Origin of the sequence: Mycobacterium sp. E787, assembly GCF_001668725.1 — a bacterium.
Classification (GTDB): domain Bacteria; phylum Actinomycetota; class Actinomycetes; order Mycobacteriales; family Mycobacteriaceae; genus Mycobacterium.
Window position 1 is genome coordinate 15549 of the sequence record NZ_LZKL01000041.1, and the last position, 16631, is coordinate 32179.

Here is a 16631-nt window from a genome sequence, read left to right on the forward strand (position 1 = left end):
CGGCCCGGGGCCGGGACCATCTACGGTTGCGGGACAAGAAGTGACTGCCAGTTCTTGGCACGGGGGTGCGACAGGTCGGACTCGGTGTAGCGGTGCCCGTCCGGCCCGGTGTAGTCGCCGGTGGCCGGGTCGTACGTCGCGACCGCCAACGGCGCGGGTGGCGGTGCGATCCCCCGCGGCGGTGGCAGCCGCGGATCCTGGCCCGGCGGGTACTGCGGAACGCCCTGGCCGCTGTAGGTGGCGTTGGGGTCGCCCTTCCAGTTGTAGCCGTCGTTGAGCGGCACGTAGTCTTCGTCGCTCTCACACAACTCGACCGTCGGCGCGCGCTTCCACGGCTTGGTCTCGCACGGAATGTTGCGCGCTCCACGCACATTGAGCTCGGAGTCCTGCGGGACGCGGCAGTACAGCTCCGCGGCCGGCCGGTCCGGTGCGTCGACGTCGGCCGGTGAGCGGCGCTGGGTGGGCGGCAGGAAGCCCGTCGTGCATGGCGGCGGCAGGTTCAGGTTGAGGTTGAAATCGAGGTAGAAGCCCTTGTATTCCTGCTTGCTGTACAAGTTGGGCACCAGGGCCGCCGACATCACCGCGATGCCCTGTGGAAGGAGCACAAGAATCTGCTCGATGTCGTGGCGGTACACCACGGCGATGTCGCCGAGGCTGACGAGGTTGGCCATCAGCACCGGCACGGCCGGTGCCACCCGATCGAACAGCGCGCGCCCTTCCTCCAGCCCGGAACTGCCTTGGGTCAACAGGTCTCGCACCGCCGCGTTCTGCGCCTTGAACTGCGCCATGATGGCCGAGGTGCGATTGGCCCACGTCCCGATCGCGTCGGAGGTCTGCACCTGCGAATTGAGTACCGCGGGCGACTGGTCGATCAGGGCGGCGAGTGGGTCGGCGGTGCGTCCTCCCGCGGTGGCCAGCGCGGTGGACCCGTCGACGATCCGGGACAGCTCGGGTCCGAGTCCGCTGACGGCGCGATCCGTCTCGTCGATGACGGTGCGCAGGTTGTCTCGCGGGATCGCTTGCAGCGCACGGTTGGTCAAATCGAGGAGGTGCCCGATGTCAACCGGAACGTCGACCCGGCCGGCCGGGATGACATCGCCCGCACGCAGCGGCCGGGACTGTTCCCCCTCCTTGCCCGGCGGCGGGGTCAGATCGATGTACTGCTCGCCGATCGCCGAGCGGCTGTGCACCGAGGCCTGGACATCGGAGGGCACTTTGACGCCCGACCGCAAGGCGAGCACGGCGCGCACGCCCGTCGCGGTGACGTCGACCGACTTGACCTGGCCGATGTCGGTGCCGCGATAGGTGACGACAGAGGTCGTGTAGAGCCCGCCCGAGGAGGGCAGGTCCACGGTGACGGTGTACTCACCGATCCCGAACAGGGTTTGCGGCAACTTCATGAAGTTGAATGCCATTGCGCCACAGGAGACGACGGTGACCAAAGACAGCACGGCCAGCTGAATCCAGGTCCGGCGGTTCAGGCGCAGCATTCAGTACCCCCCGTTGTGGTAGGGGAAGGTGAGCGGATTGCCCCCGGTCACCGGGCTCGGCTGCATTCCGATCGTGCGTCCCCACTGCATCTCGAGTTCGGTGAGGTTGCCCTCCCAGCGGGACCCGGTGAAAAGCGAGGTGTCGATGCGGCTCAGCGTCAGGTCGACGATCATCGTGAGGTTGGCGTAGTCGCCGCGGAACCAGTTCTTGACGGTGGATGTCGGCCACGGGTAGGTGGCTAGGCCGTCCAGGCCCTTGGTGAGCGCCGGTCCGGCGTCGGCGAGCGACCGCAGCACCGGGGCGATGTCGCGCAGGTTGTTCACCAGCGATTCCTTGCTCTGGTGGATGGTGTCGGCGGCGATCGCACTGAACTTGCCGAGTTGATCGATCGCATCGGCGATCTTGGTGCGTTCCTCGGCGAGGATCGCCAAGGCTTTCGGCACCGTCATCAGCGCCTTGTCCACCACGGGGTCCTTGGAGGCGAATTGCCCGGCGAGCGAGTTGAGGTTCTCGGCCGCGGCGATGATGTCGTCGGTCTGCGCATTGGTGCCTTTGATGAACTCGTCGAGCTGTCCGAGCAGGCTGCGCATCTCGTTCTCCCGGCCGCCGAATGCCTTGGCGATCGCCTGGTTGATCTCCTGCAGCTGTCCGATGCCGCCGCCGTTCAACAGGATTGACACCGAGGCGAGCGTCTGTTCGGTGGTCGGATACATGCTCGCGCGCGACAACGGGATCACCGACCCGTTCTTGAGCTCACCGACCGGCGGCTCGTCCTTGGGCGGTGCGAGTTCGATGTGCATCGACCCCAGCAGGCTGGTCTGCCCGAGCTTGGCCGTCGAATTGGCCGGCAGGTGGACATCCCCGTTGATGCGCATCGTCACCAGGGCATGCCAGTCCTGGAGCTCGATCTTGGTGACGTCGCCGACGTTGACGTCGTCGACGCGCACCCGGGTGTTCTGCTGGATGGTGACCACGTCAGGCAGTTGCGCCTGGATCGTGTAGGCGTCCGGCCCCCCGCCGGCGGTGCCGGGCAGCTTGAACGAGTTGATGCCGCGCCATTCGCATCCCGACAGTGCGGCCACGCAGGCGAGGCCGAGCGCGGCGGCCAGCGCGCGTCTCATGACGCCCCCGTCGGCAGCATGAGGTTCTGCAGGACCTGGGTCGAGCTCACGTTGTTCTCCGGCGGCGGGGGCGGCGCCTGCGTCGGCTGCGGCTGGTTGTCGAGCACCGCGGGCGGCGGCGCCTCCGGCGTTTGCGGCGCCTCCGGCGGTGGGGGCGGCGTGTAACCGGGGCGAAGCGAGTCTTCGCTGTAGGTGATCTCGTTGGGCCGGGCCTGCGTGCCGACGAACGGGTTGATCCCGGCCGGAATGTAGTTGTAGATGCGGTTTTTGATGATCGGGTTCACATACTGCAGGCACAGCTTCGAAACGCGGTCCAAGCGCGCCCGGGCGGCCGCCTCGATCGAGCTGCAGATCCACTGCGGGATGTCGGCGAAGTTGTTCAGCGCCAGGATGCCCGTCATCGCGCTCTGCGCGGGCTGGTAGATGTTCATGAAGTTCTGGAACACCGTCGGGACGACATGCAGGATTTGCTTGATGTCGGCGCGGCTGTCGTTGAGGGCGGTGGTGATGGAGCTCAGCCTGTCGAACGTGACGCCCACGGACTCCCGGTTCTCGGCGAGGAATTCGCGCAGGTCGGCGAGCGCCCCGTCGAGGCCCTGCACCGCGTTCGCGACTTCGTTGGGGCTGTTCGTCAGTATTGTCGTCACGCTGGCCAGGTTCTGGTTGAAGGAGGCCAGCAGGTCGCTGCTCGAGTACAGCGCCGAGACCAGCAACTGGAGATTGCGCACGGTGCTGAAGATGTCGTCCGCGTGGTCGCCGAGCGCCGAAATCGCCTGCGACAGCTTGATGATCGTGTCACGGGCGGTATCGCCCTGTCCGCGCAGGTTGTCCGCGGCCGAGTTGATGAATTCGCCCGCCGTATTCACACCCCCGGGCGTCGTCGGCTGCAGGGCATCGGTCAGCTTCTCCAGCTGCTTGCGGAAGTCGTCCCATTCCACCGGAACCGCCGTGCGGTTCAAGGGAATCGACGCCCCGGGAGTCAGTTTGGGGCCGCCGGAGTAGGCCGGAACGAGCTGGATCGCGCGGGGGGTGACCAACGACGGCGACAAGATTGCGGCGCGCGCGCCGGCCGGCACGGCGTACTGCTTGTCCACGGAGAACGTCACCTTGGAGCTCGCCGGCTGCGGCTCGATCTTGTCCACCACGCCGACCGCGACGCCGAGGATGCGGATCTCGTCGCCGACGAACAAGCCGTTGGCCTCCGTGAAATACGCCGAGTACGTGTTCTTTTCGACGTCGTTCCAGAGTTTCCTCGCCACCAGGAACGACGCGGCGACCAACGTCACGGCCAGGCTTACGGCTGTGACCCGGCTCAGGGTTCTTCGCGTCATTGCCCGCCACCTTCCGCCGGTGCCGGGCTCGGCTCCGGAGCCGGGCCGGGCGCGGGCCCCGGCGAGGGCGGCTGTGACCAGATCGGGTGCGGCGCATCCTCCGGCGGCACGGGCGGGCTCCCGGTCGGCGGGTCGACCGCCTCCGACGGCAGCTTCTGGTTGGGGTCCAGTGGCCGGTCGTACATCCTCGCGTCGAGGGTAGGGCCGCCCAGCTGACCGGGGATCAGGTTGGCGACGTATGCCTTGAAGAACGGCCCCGAGCCCAGGACCTCACCGAACGACATCGCGTAACGCTTGAACTTCGGCAGCGTCTGCTGCAGGTCTTCCTTGCGGTTGTCCAGGATCTCGAGCACGCCGTTGAGCTTGTCGAGGGCCGGCTTGAGCTGGGTTCGGTTGTCGTTCACCAGCCCCGAGATCTGATGCGACACCGCGGTGAGGTTGTTCATCAGCGCGTCGATCGAATCCCGTTCGTCCAGCAGCGCCGCCAGTAACGCGTTGGAGTTCGCCACCAGGCCCGCGATCTGCTGGCTGCGCCGGCCCAGCACGCCCGACACCTTGTTGGCGTTGCCGAGCAGGCTGCGCAGTTGCTCGTCGCGGTTGTTGAGGGTCTGCGAGAATCGGGCCACGCCCTGCAGCGCGGGCCTGAGGTCCGTCGGCGTCTCCTTGAAGGTCTCGGCCAAAGTGGTCAGCGCCGATGACAATTGGTTGGTGTCGAGGCCACTGATGGTGGTCGTCAGGTCGCCCAGCGCGACCGGAAGGTCGTAGGGCGAGGTGGTGCGCTCCAACGGGATGACGCCCTTCAGCTCGCCTTCACCGCGCGACGTCAGTTCCAGCATCTTGCTGCCCAGAATCGTCTCGGTCTTGATCGCCGCTTCCGTGCGGTCACCGAGCTGGATCCGCTTGCGGACGGTGAAGCCCACCCGAACCTTGGTGCCCTCCAACCTGATGTCGCGGACCCTGCCCACGCCCATGCCGGAAACCCGCACCGTGTTACCCACCTTGATGCCACCGGCCTCGGAGAAATACGCCGCATAGTCCCTGGTGTTCTTGACGAACGGCAACTTGTCGTACTGGAAGGCGGCCACGGTGACGCAGAGCACGATCGCGGTGCCTATCACGCCGATCGTGATCGGGCTTCGCGCGCTGAGCGACTTGAGCTTCGGCAACCTCATTGCGGCGTGCACCGCCCGCTCGGCTGACCGAGCAGCTTGACGTAAATCGGATTGCCCCCCTTGCCGTTCAGCTTCAGCAACACCTCGCAGAAGTAGAAGCCGAAGTAGTCGCCGTTGAGCCCCTGCCGGGCCAGCACCTGGTAGGTGTCGGGAAGCTGCTTGAGCAGGTTGTCGACGTACTCCCGGTCGGCCAGGACCTGGGCCGACATCCGGTCCGTCTCGTGCACAACGTCCTTGATCGGCTGCCGTGCCTGCACCAGCAGATCGGTGACCGAGCCCGCGGCCGCGTTGATGTAGGCCAGTCCGGTCGAGATGTCGTCCTTGCGCTGCGCCAGGCCGTCGACGAGCGCGGACAGTTTATCCAGCCCGTCGGAGAACTCGTGGTCGCGCGCTGCGAAGGTGTGCAGCACGGTGTTCAGGTTCTTGATCAGCTCACCGATCAGCTCGCTCCGCCCCGCGAGGGTGGAAGTCAGCGTCGAGGTCTGTGCCAGCACGGAGGCGAGGGTGCCGCCCTGCCCCTGGAAGATCCGCAGCAGTTCCCCGGACAACGCGTTGACCTGGTCGGGGTCCAGCGCCCGGAACAGCGGGCGGAAGCCCCCGATCAGCGCGTCGATGTCCAGCGCGGGCGACGTCCGCGCCAGCGGAATCGTCGCGCCGGGCGCCAGGCGGTGCGGCGGCCCCGGCCCCTCCTCGAGGGCGAGATAGCGATCGCCGATCAGGTTCTCGTAGCGCACAACCGCTTTCGTGCCCTCGGTGAGGCGGACCCCGTTGTCGACCGAGAAACCGACGGTGACCGTGCCGTCCCGATGCAGGGCAAGGTCGCCGACCTTGCCGACCTCCACCCCGGCGATGCGGACGAAGTTGCCGGACTTCAGACCGGAGATGTTGGTGAAGACGGCCTGATAGCCGGTGCGATCCTCGAAGCGCAACTGACCGAACACCGCGATGAGGGTGAACGTGAACACGAGGCAGACCGTCGTGAAGAGCGCGACGCGCGCGATGATCCCGGAAAGGTTCTTTCTCATGGGGGCGGCTGACCCCCGCGGAAGAAGTAGCGGGGCGCCTCGGGCGGGTTCTTCGTGGTCGGGAAGTAGTTCGACCACCAGGGGTTGCCCGCGGCGACGTTCGTGCGGATCTCGTTCGGAGCGGCGCCCCACCCGGTGTCGGTGACCAGCGCGCGCACCGGGAAGTTGGCGCTCGGGTCGGGCAGCGAGCCACAGCTGGGCCTGCCGCCAGGGCCGCCGGTGGCGTTCACCTTGGGCAGGTGCTTCGGGTACCGGTACGGGTCGTCGCCGAAGAGCAGCCCGGCATCCATGATGAACGAATAGCCGTTGCCACCCAGCATGTCCCGGCCGCCGTGGTCCACGTACCACTGCGCTCCCGTGAACAGGCAGGTGAACGTCGGCGAGTACTTGTTGAGCAGCGCCGTGGTCGGATCGAGCAGGTTGACCGAGCGAACGATGTTGGTCTCGTTGCGGCCGATGACGCTGATCCCCGCCTGACTGAAGCCCGCCGCGGACAACAGCAGCGCGTCGAGCGACCGCTGGTTTTCGGTGAGGGTGGCGCTGGTTGTCGTCGCCGAGTCGAGGATCGACAGGATGTCTTGTGCCGCATCGGAATAGATGGCCGCCGTCTTGCCGAACAACCGCCAGTCACGGTGGATCGTGTCCATGCGGGGATTGACGGTCAGCAGGATGTCGTTGGCGTCGACGATCGCCTGCCCGATCCGTTCGCCCTTGCCGCGCACGGACTGGGCGAACGCCGACAGGATCGAGTTCATCTTCGCCGGGTCGATGGCCTGCACCACGGACTGCAGGTTCTCGAAGACGGTGTTGACTTCGACGGTGACATTGCGGGAGTGCAGCACCGCGCCGGGTTTCAGCGGTGTGGGGCTGGGGTGCTCGGGCACGATGAGGTCGACGTACTTTGACCCGAAAGCGGTGGTCGACTTTATCTCGGCCTCGAGGTTGCTCGGCAGGTACTTGAACGCGTTCGGCTGCAACTTCAATTGGAGCTCAGCCGCTTTCACATCTGTGCCGATGGACGCGACCTGTCCCACCTCCACGCCGCGAAGCTTGACCTTCGCCCCGGTTTCCATCACCAGGCCCGCCCGGTTCGACACCAGCGTCAGCGGGACGAAGTCCTCGAATTTCCCCGAGAACGACGCGGCCGCCAGCGCGACGAGACCCCCGATGAGAACGAACAACGTCGGCGCGAGCCAGATCGGGTCGATCTTGCTGGAGCGAACCCTGTTTCTCCTGCCGGGGACACCGCTGATGTGGTTGGTCATGCGATCACCCCGACAGATTGAAATTGCCGTGCTGGCCGTAGACGGACAGCGAAATCATCAGGCAGACAAAGGCGGTGATGATCATCGACGTCCGCACCGAGCGGCCCACAGCCTCACCCACCCCGGCGGGACCACCGGTCGCGTTGAAGCCGTAGTACGTGTGCACGACCATCACACCGGTCGCCATGCTCAGCGCCGCCACGAACGACCACAGCAGGTCGTTGGGGCGCAGAAACGTGGAGAAGTAGTGCTCGTAGACGCCGCGGGACTGCCCGTAGACGTAGATGGTGAGCGACTTCGCCGCGACGAACGACATCAGCACCGCGACGGCGTAGAGCGGGATCACCACCAGGACGCCGGCGATGATCCGCGTCGACGCCAGGTAGGTGATCGCGCGGATGCCCATGACCTCCAGCGCGTCGATCTCCTCGTTGATCCGCATGGCGCCCAGCTGGGCGGTCGCCCCGGCCCCGATCGTCGCCGACAACGCCAGGCCGGCCGTGCACGGCGCGATCATGCGGACGTTCAGGAACGCCGACAGAAAACCGGTCAGCGCTTCCACACCGATGTTGGACAGGGTGTCGTAGCCCTGCACCGCGACCAGCGCGCCGGTGGTCAGGGTGAGGAACCCGATGATGCCTACGGTTCCCCCGATCACCGCCAGCGCACCGGTGCCCATGCCCATCTCGGCGATCAGGCGCAGCAGCTCGCCCGGATAGCGGCGGACCGCGTCGCCGATGTTAGCCAGGGACCTTCCGTAGAACGCGGTCTGTTCGCCGAGCTTGCGGGTGGCCTCCACCAGCCTCGGGCCGAACTCGGCCAGCCAGGACTGCTCGCGGGCGGCGTCGCTCATTTGGCGGTCACCTTCACTCCGAGTGCGGTGCTCAAGATGTTGATGAAGAACAGCGCCATGAACGAGAACACCACGGTCTCGTTCACCGCGTTGCCGACGCCGGTGGGGCCGCCGCCCACCGACAGGCCCTTGTAGCAGGCGATCAGGCCCGCCGACAGTCCGAAAAGCGTGGCCTTGATGAGCGAGATCACGACCTGCGGCAGCCCGGTGACCAGAGTCATGCCCGCGATGAAGGCGCCGGGGGTGACGTGCTGGACGAAGACGACGAAGACGTAGCTGCCGACCAATCCGGTGACGGCGACCACCGAGTACAGCAACACCGCGACGAAAATCGCGGCGAGGATGCGCGGCACCACCAGCGCCTGGATCGGGTTGACGCCGATCACCTTCATCGCGTCGATTTCCTCGCGGATGGTGCGCGCGCCCAGGTCGGCACACATCGCAGTCGACCCGGCGCCCGAAACCACCATCGCCGTGACGACCGGCCCCACCTGGGTCACCGACGCCAGTCCCGCGCCCGCGCCAGAAAGGTCACCGGCGCCGATCTCGACCAGCAGGATGTTGAGGACGAACACGATGAGCACCGTGTAGGGGATCGACAGCATGATCGTCGGGAAGATCGACACGCGGGCGACGAACCAGATCTGCTCGAGGATTTCCCGCCAGGCCCACGGTCGCCGCACCACCGTGAACAGCGCCTCGGCGGTGAACAGGAAGAATCCGCCCAGCGCGTTCATGGGCTTGGCAATGGTGGTGCCGTTCATAACGCGCGCTCAACGCGACGCACGTCCCTTTGCCTCAACGCGTTCCCCATTTTCGTAACACCATTAATCCGTTTGTAATTAGCTGGTCCGAAGGTGAGCAGCGCTGTTTACAAACGACCGCGATGTCTCGTTGCGCGCATAGACCACGCGAGGAATTTATTGGCAAAGCTATGCCCGGCGTCAGGGTTGCAATCACCTAGAAGAAATATGCCCAGGCGCGAAATTTGCTGCGCCGACGAACTCCACAGGGCGATTCATAGCCCCTGACCTGGGTCAAGTGAACGTCGGCTGGACCGAAGGGCAACCAGCCAGGGTGGTCCGCGCCACAGTCCCGGCCAGCGCACGCGCGAGGACCCCACGCCGGCGCGGACCGCGGCGACCCGCGGTTCGCCCACACCGATGCCGCGCCGGGATTCGCCACGTCGCGAATGCATCTCACCCATGCCGAAATCCGCTCGACTATTCGGGGCCGCCGGATTCTGATTCCGGCTGTCACCGCCGCACGCAACAGTTCGGATTGCTCGAGCGAAATACAAGGCTTGGGTTCAGGGTGAGCGCAATTCGCCTCGGATTGCCCCGATGAAACTCAGCCGACGTTCGCGCCACCCTCGGCGATACGGCGCACCGCCCTGAGGAAGACGTCGATCTCCTCGAACTTGTTGTAGAACGCAAACGACGGGCGAACGGTGGCCTCCAACCCGAGGCGCCTCAGAATCGGCTGCGCGCAGTGATGGCCTGCACGCACGGCGATGCCCTCGGCATTGAGCGCCTTGCCCACCTCGAGCGGGTCGTGGCCGGCCAGCACGAACGACAGCACGCTCGCCTTCTCGGTGGCGGTGCCCACCAGGCGCACACCGGGGATGTCGGCCAGGCGCGGGGTGGCATAGTCCAGCAACGCGTGCTCGTAGGACGCAATGCGGTCCACACCCAAGCGCTCGACGTAACGCAGCGCCTCACCCAGCCCGACGGCATCGGCGATGTTGCCGGTTCCGGCCTCGAACTTGCTCGGGGGCCCCTGATACAGCGATCGCTCCAGGGTCACGTCGGCGATCATGTTGCCACCGCCCTGCCATGGCGGCGTCTCGGCCAGCGCCTCGTCGGTCCCATAGAGCACGCCGATTCCGGTGGGGCCGTAGATCTTATGCCCCGAGAATACGAAGAAGTCGACGCCGAGCTCGGAGACATCGACCGGTATGTGCTGAATGGACTGGGCACCGTCGATCAGGACCCGCGCGCCGTAGCGGTGGCCCAAGTCGACGATCTGCTCGACCGGCGTCACCGTGCCCAGCGCATTGGACACCTGTGTGGCGGCGACGAGTTTCGTCTTGGGCCCCAACAAATCCTCGAATTCCGACATCAGCAGGTTGCCCGCGTCGTCGACCGGTGCAACTTTCAGAACGGCGCCGGTTTTCTGCGAAAGCAGTTGCCACGGAACGATGTTGGCGTGGTGTTCGAGATGAGTGATGAGGATCTCGTCGCCGGGTAGCAAATGCTTGCCGCCCCAGGCATACGCCACCAGGTTGATGGCTTCCGTGGTGCCGCGCACGAAGATGATCTCTTCGCTCTTGGCCGCGCCGATGAATCGACGGACGGTGTCGCGGGCCTCTTCGTAGGCGTCGGTGGCCCGGGCCGCCAGTTCGTGCGCGGCGCGGTGAATGTTGGAGTTCTCGTGGGCGTAGAAGTGCGACAGCCGGTCGATCACCGCCTGCGGCTTCTGGGTGGTCGCCGCGTTGTCGAACCAGATCAGCGGCTTCCCGTTGACCGTCTCCTTCAGGATCGGAAAATCCGCGCGAATCGCGTTGACGTCGAACACCTCGTGTTCGTCCGGCAACTGAGGTACCGGCTCCGCCGTCAGGAAGTAGTAGTTGTGCTCATCGCCGGCCGGTGCGGTTACGGCGTCCGACCAGCCCAACTCGGCAACCGAGGGCGCCCCGGCCGGCCAGGAACGCGACAAACCGCGGGAGGCCGCCGTGGTGGTGTCCGGCACGCCGCCGCGCGGGGCGACGGGCACCGTCTGCGGGGGCGGCTCGGGTTCCGCCGAGGTGGGAGCCGGAAGGTAGATGTCCCGCACACCGACCAACGGGACCGGCGCGGGATACACATCAGCGGTGCCGGCGGCCTGCCCGGCCGAGGCGCCAGCCGTGGTGTCGGGCACGTTCCCCCGCGGGGCGACGGGCACGGTCTGCGGCGGGGGCTCGGGCTCGGGGGACGTGGGAGCCCGGACGTAGATGTCGGTGCCGCCGAGCAGCGGGACCGGCGTCGGATACACGTCCGCGGCGCGGGCCGCGGCTTGCCCTGCCGAGGTGGCGGCCGTCGCGTCCGGCACGGTGCCGCGCGGGGCGACCGGCGCCGACTGCGGTGGGCTGTCCGGACCGGGCCGGATGCTGGCCGCATACAGCTGGCTGGCCAGCGCCGCGAGCTCGGCGGCGCTGACGGGCAGGTCGCTTTCGGCGTCTACCGCTCGGTACTCACTTGTACTCATGGAACTGGTCCACGGCGACGTCGTCGAGCACGGCGAGCGCGTCGTCGGTGAGGACGGCCAAGGACGTGTAGAGGGTGACCAGGTAGGTCGCGATGGCCGACTGGTTGATGCCGGTGAACCGCACCGACAGGCCCGGCGCCTGCTCGCCGACCAGGCCCGGCTGGAACAGGCCCACCACGCCCTGGCGTTCCTCGCCCGTGCGCACCAGGATGAACTTCGTCTTTCCGTCTTCGACCGGCACCTTGTCCGACGGGATCAGCGGGATGCCGCGCCAGGTGATGAACTGAGCCCCGAACAGGCTCACGACCACCGGTGGCACCCCACGGTAGGTGGCCTCACGCCCGAACGCGGCGACTCCCAGCGGGTGCGTCAGGAAAAAGCTCGGCGTCTTCCAGACCTTCGTGATCAGCGCGTCCAGGTCGTCGGGCGTCGGGGCACCGGCCAGCGTCTGGATCGTCTGCTCGGGGGTCACCTGCGCCAACAGCCCGTACTCGGGGCTGTTGATCAGCTCGAGCTCTTGGCGTTCCTTGATCGTTTCGATGGTCAACCGCAGCTGCTGCGCGATCTGGTCGTGGGGACTCGAGTAGAGGTCGGAAACGCGGGTGTGGATGTCGACCAGGGTCGAAATCGAACGCAGCGTGTATTCCCGGGGGCTGGTCTCGTAGTCGACGTAGGTCTCCGGCAGCGGTTCTTCGGTGCCGGCGCCCTCTTCGGCCTTCACCGCGACGGCATCGGGATTGATCACCCGGTTGACCCGGTAAAGTCCCGCTTCCACCGGGACCCAGCTGAGCAAATGGAGCAACCACCGCGGCGTGATGGTCGAGAGTTGGGGGACGGTCTTCGTCGCATTGGCAAGCTGGCGGGCGCCAAGATCACCAAGCGCCTGAGACTCACTTTGAGCCGACGTCATCGGGATCCTTTCGAACTCGGTTCAGTGCCGCGGCGCGCGCGGCAGCTTCATGATCGCCCACCCTAGGCTGGCGTGCGCGCCGAGCGTAGGCGAATGCGCAGCGGAGTGAGAAGGTTTACACCGGCGCTGAGTGAAACCGGCGAAACGGGCCCGAAATCTGACAGTCACCTTGCCGGGCCCTATAGTGGGGCGCATGCAACAGGCCGTTCAGCTGCGCTTCGTACCTTCGCGCCGCCCCGCCGTGGACTGTTGTTGTTGTCGCTGCTGTTGATTTCCTGACGCCCTCTGACGCTGTAGAAATCCTCGCGCTTTCCCCGCAGTGGGTTGGACCCGCGGTCTACCCGGCGGCGTGAGCTGCGCCCAGCCATATTCACGTCAAATTCTTTCAGGAAGATCACCATCCATGACCGTCTTGTCCATGCCCAACCGCGCCGTGGCGCGGGTGGCGACCCGCCGGCGCTTCGTGGTCCGGCCGGCCACCGACATCACCCGCATGACGCGTTACCGAGGCGGAACCTACTCCCACACCGTCGACAGAATCTGCTTCACCGACGGCAGCTGGGCACGTACGGATCTGATCCGGCTGAACCCCAACCTGTCGGCATACTCGCTGGACTTCAGCGGCGTTGCGCCCCACCTGCCATCGCGCTATCAGGTTGGCTCCTGGTCCGCCGTGCCCCACCTGCGCACCCGCGGCCGCGAAGCCGAAGTCGACTGGATCCTGCGGCACTCGTTTCCAGCGTACCCCATCGCGGAGCTCAGCCAACGATTGCGCGCTGCCGGCTACCCGCTGGGACCGGCCAACCTCAGCGAACATGAAGCCATCGCGGCAACCCAGGCCGCAATCTGGCACTTCACCAACGGTTTGGCGTTGGACACACAGCCCCTGAACGAGCCCGTCGCCGTACACGAGGCACCTGGGCCGGTGATCACCTTCGAATTCGATGGGCAGCCACAGCTGGGCGGCTACTCCGTACGGACGGCCTCCGAAACCAGCATTGGCGTGAAACTGCAGAAGTCAGCCAATGGGGTTGATTGGCAAGACGTTTCGGGTTCACAGCTGACCATCAAACCCGGCCGGGGACGGCATCGGCGCACCCTTGGCATTGGCAGCACGCTTTCGGCGAGTAGCCACGGCGGCGGTGGGCGCGGTTACCGTTACTACCGGCTCGTCGCGACCGACGGCGCGACAATCGGCGACGTTCGCTTCTGGCTGACGGGTACTCGCCACTACCGCAATGCCGATCGCGTGGTGCACCTCTACAATTACCTACTCGCCGGGGCGGGCAGTGCCCTGCAAAACTGCGACGAGCTTCGACTGGTCGATACTCACGCAACCGCCGAATCCGAACTCATTGGACCGTTCCAAGTGCGAATCCCCTTGAGTCTCAGTGCCGCTGACGGACACACGCTCGTCGGCGCCGACGGTTCGGTTATCGATGACATCGTTTGGCCGGGAACGGACTTTTATGTGCGTCCCGCACGGGGTACAACCGCAATGACAATGACCGCAACGACATCGCAGAACTGCTCCGGGCGCGTACTGACCGGTGAGGCTTTTGCGGGGGCGTCACAGCGATTCACGCCCGTTGCGCTTATCGTTCCAATAGACGTCGCCATCGAATTCGACATCACCTGGCAGGCCGACGAGCCCTGTACCGACATCGCCTAAGGGAGTTTCATGAGTATCGCCGAGGACGTCACGCAGCTGATCGGAAACACGCCGCTGGTCCGGCTGCGCCGGGTCACCGAAGGCGCGGTCGCCGACGTCGTCGCCAAGCTGGAATCCTTCAACCCGGCAAACAGCGTGAAGGACCGCATCGGGGTCGCCATGCTGGACGCGGCCGAAAAAGCCGGCCTGATCAAACCCGACACGATCATCCTTGAGCCGACCAGCGGGAACACCGGCATCGCGTTGGCGATGGTGTGCGCGGCACGCGGTTACAGATGCGTGCTGACAATGCCCGACACCATGAGCATCGAGAGGCGCATACTGCTGCGTGCCTACGGCGCAGAACTCGTGCTGACGCCCGGCGCGGAAGGCATGCCGGGCGCCATCGCCAAGGCCGAGGAACTGGCAAAGACCGACCAACGGTATTTCGTGCCCCAACAGTTCGAGAACCCGGCCAACCCGGCCATCCACCGCGCGACCACCGCCGAGGAGGTGTGGCGCGACACCGACGGGAAGGTCGACATATTCGTCGCCGGGGTCGGCACCGGCGGCACCATCACCGGGGTCGCCCAAGTCATCAAGGAACGCAACCCGTCGGTCCAATTTGTGGCCGTCGAGCCGGCAGCCTCCCCGGTGCTGTCCGGTGGACAGAAGGGGCCTCACCCGATTCAGGGAATCGGCGCCGGGTTTGTCCCGGGGGTGCTGGATATGGACTTGGTGGACGAGGTCATCGCGGTCGGCAACGAGGAGTCGCTCGTCATGGCCCGGCGGTTGGCGCGGGAGGAGGGATTGCTGTCCGGCATCTCATCCGGCGCGGCCGTGGTGGCCGCCCTGCAGCTGGCCCAGCGACCGGCCAACGCCGGCAAGCTCGTGGTGGTCGTCCTGCCCAGCTTCGGTGAGCGCTACCTGAGCACACCGCTCTTCGCCGACCTGGCGGACTAGCCGTGCTCGCGACAATGCGGCAGGACATCCGGGCAGCCAGGGAGCGAGATCCGGCCAGGCCCACCACGCTGCAGGTCATATTCGCCTACCCCGGCGTCCATGCGATCTGGGGCCATCGGGTCAGCCATTGGCTGTGGCGGCACGGCGCCCGGTTGGCAGCCCGCGTGTTCGCCGAAATCACCCGCATTTTCACCGGCGTGGAGATCCACCCCGGTGCCGTCCTGGGCCCGGGCCTGTTCATCGACCACGCGACCGGCGTGGTGATTGGCGAAACCGCCGAGGTGGGCCACGACGTGACGATTTACCACGGCGTCACGCTCGGGGGCAGCGGCAGCGACACAGGGAAACGCCACCCGACAATCGGAGACCGCGTGATCATCGGCGCCGGCGCGAAGGTCCTCGGCGCGATCAAAGTCGGCGACGACAGCCGGATCGGCGCCAACGCCGTAGTGGTCAAAGAGGTTCCGTCGAGCGCCGTGGTCGTCGGCGTCCCGGGCCAGGTCATCAGCCGGGCCGGGCGCGGCACCCCCGACGACTCGATGATGCCCGACCTCGTGGGCGTCAGCCTGCAATCTCTGCTCACCCGGGTGGCAAAGCTGGAGGCGTCCAGCGACGGGCAGCAGACCGGCAGGGTGATCCGGCCCCCCGAGGCCGGTGTATGGCATGGCGAAGACTTCTCGATCTGAAGACACCAATTTAGTTGTGGAGCCTGATGAGCACACTGTTGACCGCCATGACGGCGACAATCGCGGCGCTGGCAACCGCCACCGTGCTGGGCGCGGTGATCAACCGACGGTCGGGCGTATTGCGTCAAGCAAGCCCCGAACTCCGGCAAGACACATCGGAACTCGGTTTGTCCCGAACGGGGCCCACCATCGTGCACTTCAGTGCTGCTTGGTGCGGCCCGTGCGCGTCGGTGCGTCGCGTGGTCGACCAAGTGTGTACCGCCCTCCCGGAGGTGTCACACGTGGAAATCGACATTGACGCTGACCCCGTGGCCGCCAAGCAGTTGTCGGTGTTGTCACTGCCGACCACGTTTATTTTCGATGCCGACGGGCAGCAGCGGTACCGCAGCGCTGGGGTGCCGAAGGTTGCTGACCTGCGCAGGCTGGTACAACCTCTCGTGGCTTGAGGAGGAGTTGAATTATGTCGACTGACACCGGTCAAGTAGACGTGCGGGGTCCGCGCTTCGCCGCGTGGATCACCACCACGGTTCTTGTGGTCACGTTGGTGGTGTCCGCGTTCAGCCAATCTGTCGCAGCGGCGATTCTGGGAGCCCAGGCAGTCGTTTTCGCGATCAGCGCGCTGCGCGGCCCGCGCAACAGCCCCTACGGGGCGCTATTCGCCAAACTCGTTGCACCGCGCCTAGGAGCGGTGCGGGAGCGGGAGCCGGTGCCACCGTTGAAATTTGCCCAATTGGTCGGCCTTACGTTCGCCGTCGTCGGGGTCATCGGGTTTGCCGCCGCGATACCACTTCTCGGCGTGATCGCGACGGCGTTCGCGCTGTTCGCCTCCTTCCTCAACGCCGCCTTCGGTATCTGCCTGGGCTGCCAGCTCTACCCGTTCGTTGCGCGGCTCCGTCGAGCACCCGCGGCCTGATCAA

General features: G+C 66.1%; 16 protein-coding genes. 6 read left to right on the top strand and 10 right to left on the bottom strand.

The genetic code is table 11. The annotated features are described in order from the left end of the window. Positions 1-20: 20 nt before the first annotated feature. The 10 genes from A5705_RS08590 to A5705_RS08635 form a co-directional block, all read right to left on the bottom strand. Positions 21-1490 carry an MCE family protein gene (locus A5705_RS08590; RefSeq protein WP_067878050.1) on the bottom strand — a complete coding sequence of 490 codons (1470 nt, stop codon included), beginning with the start codon at positions 1488-1490 and terminating at the stop codon, positions 21-23. After that, positions 1491-2612 carry an MCE family protein gene (locus tag A5705_RS08595; RefSeq protein WP_067878048.1) on the bottom strand — a complete coding sequence of 374 codons (1122 nt, stop codon included), beginning with the start codon at positions 2610-2612 and terminating at the stop codon, positions 1491-1493. Next, positions 2609-3943, bottom strand: a complete 1335-nt coding sequence (locus A5705_RS08600) for an MCE family protein (RefSeq protein ID WP_067878045.1) — start codon at positions 3941-3943, stop codon at positions 2609-2611. The genes A5705_RS08595 and A5705_RS08600 overlap by 4 nt, the downstream gene beginning before the upstream one ends. After that, positions 3940-5115 carry an MCE family protein gene (locus A5705_RS08605; RefSeq protein ID WP_067878041.1) on the bottom strand — a complete coding sequence of 392 codons (1176 nt, stop codon included), beginning with the start codon at positions 5113-5115 and terminating at the stop codon, positions 3940-3942. Before A5705_RS08605 ends, A5705_RS08600 begins: the two co-directional genes overlap by 4 nt. After that, a complete protein-coding gene (locus A5705_RS08610; RefSeq protein WP_067878038.1) occupies positions 5112-6140 on the bottom strand; it encodes an MCE family protein in 1029 nt (342 codons plus the stop codon). The genes A5705_RS08605 and A5705_RS08610 overlap by 4 nt, the downstream gene beginning before the upstream one ends. Then, positions 6137-7405 (bottom strand): MCE family protein, encoded by a 1269-nt coding sequence (locus A5705_RS08615; RefSeq protein ID WP_068276847.1) that lies wholly within the window; start codon positions 7403-7405, stop codon positions 6137-6139. The genes A5705_RS08610 and A5705_RS08615 overlap by 4 nt, the downstream gene beginning before the upstream one ends. A gap of 4 nt (positions 7406-7409) precedes the next feature. Then, the gene (locus tag A5705_RS08620; protein ID WP_067878033.1) at positions 7410-8258 is read right to left on the bottom strand and encodes an ABC transporter permease; all 849 of its coding nucleotides are present in this window, start codon (positions 8256-8258) and stop codon (positions 7410-7412) included. Beyond that, positions 8255-9022, bottom strand: coding sequence for an ABC transporter permease (locus tag A5705_RS08625; RefSeq protein WP_067878031.1), 768 nt, complete (start codon positions 9020-9022; stop codon positions 8255-8257). The genes A5705_RS08620 and A5705_RS08625 overlap by 4 nt, the downstream gene beginning before the upstream one ends. 586 nt (positions 9023-9608) lie before the next feature. Then, positions 9609-11504, bottom strand: a complete 1896-nt coding sequence (locus A5705_RS08630; protein ID WP_068276850.1) for a family 2A encapsulin nanocompartment cargo protein cysteine desulfurase — start codon at positions 11502-11504, stop codon at positions 9609-9611. After that, positions 11491-12414 (bottom strand): family 2A encapsulin nanocompartment shell protein, encoded by a 924-nt coding sequence (locus A5705_RS08635; protein ID WP_067878024.1) that lies wholly within the window; start codon positions 12412-12414, stop codon positions 11491-11493. The genes A5705_RS08630 and A5705_RS08635 overlap by 14 nt, the downstream gene beginning before the upstream one ends. Positions 12415-12607: 193 nt before the next feature. Between A5705_RS08635 and A5705_RS29145 the strand changes: the two genes are divergently transcribed. The 6 genes from A5705_RS29145 to A5705_RS08660 all read left to right on the top strand — a co-directional run bounded on the left by A5705_RS29145 (position 12608) and on the right by A5705_RS08660 (position 16627). After that, positions 12608-12685, top strand: a complete 78-nt coding sequence (locus tag A5705_RS29145) for an Rv2334A family Cys-rich leader peptide (protein WP_369803326.1) — start codon at positions 12608-12610, stop codon at positions 12683-12685. 132 nt (positions 12686-12817) lie between these two features. Then, entirely contained in the window at positions 12818-14086 is a 1269-nt protein-coding gene (locus A5705_RS08640) for a thioester domain-containing protein (protein WP_067878021.1), read from the top strand. 9 nt (positions 14087-14095) lie between these two features. Continuing rightward, positions 14096-15028 carry a cysteine synthase A gene (cysK, locus tag A5705_RS08645; protein ID WP_067878018.1) on the top strand — a complete coding sequence of 311 codons (933 nt, stop codon included), beginning with the start codon at positions 14096-14098 and terminating at the stop codon, positions 15026-15028. A 2-nt stretch (positions 15029-15030) separates the two neighbouring features. After that, the gene (gene cysE, locus A5705_RS08650; RefSeq protein WP_067878015.1) at positions 15031-15714 is read left to right on the top strand and encodes a serine O-acetyltransferase; all 684 of its coding nucleotides are present in this window, start codon (positions 15031-15033) and stop codon (positions 15712-15714) included. 26 nt (positions 15715-15740) lie between these two features. Continuing rightward, positions 15741-16160, top strand: coding sequence for a thioredoxin family protein (locus tag A5705_RS08655; protein ID WP_067878013.1), 420 nt, complete (start codon positions 15741-15743; stop codon positions 16158-16160). A gap of 14 nt (positions 16161-16174) precedes the next feature. Next, positions 16175-16627, top strand: a complete 453-nt coding sequence (locus A5705_RS08660; protein WP_067878010.1) for a DUF4395 domain-containing protein — start codon at positions 16175-16177, stop codon at positions 16625-16627. Positions 16628-16631: the final 4 nt, after the last annotated feature.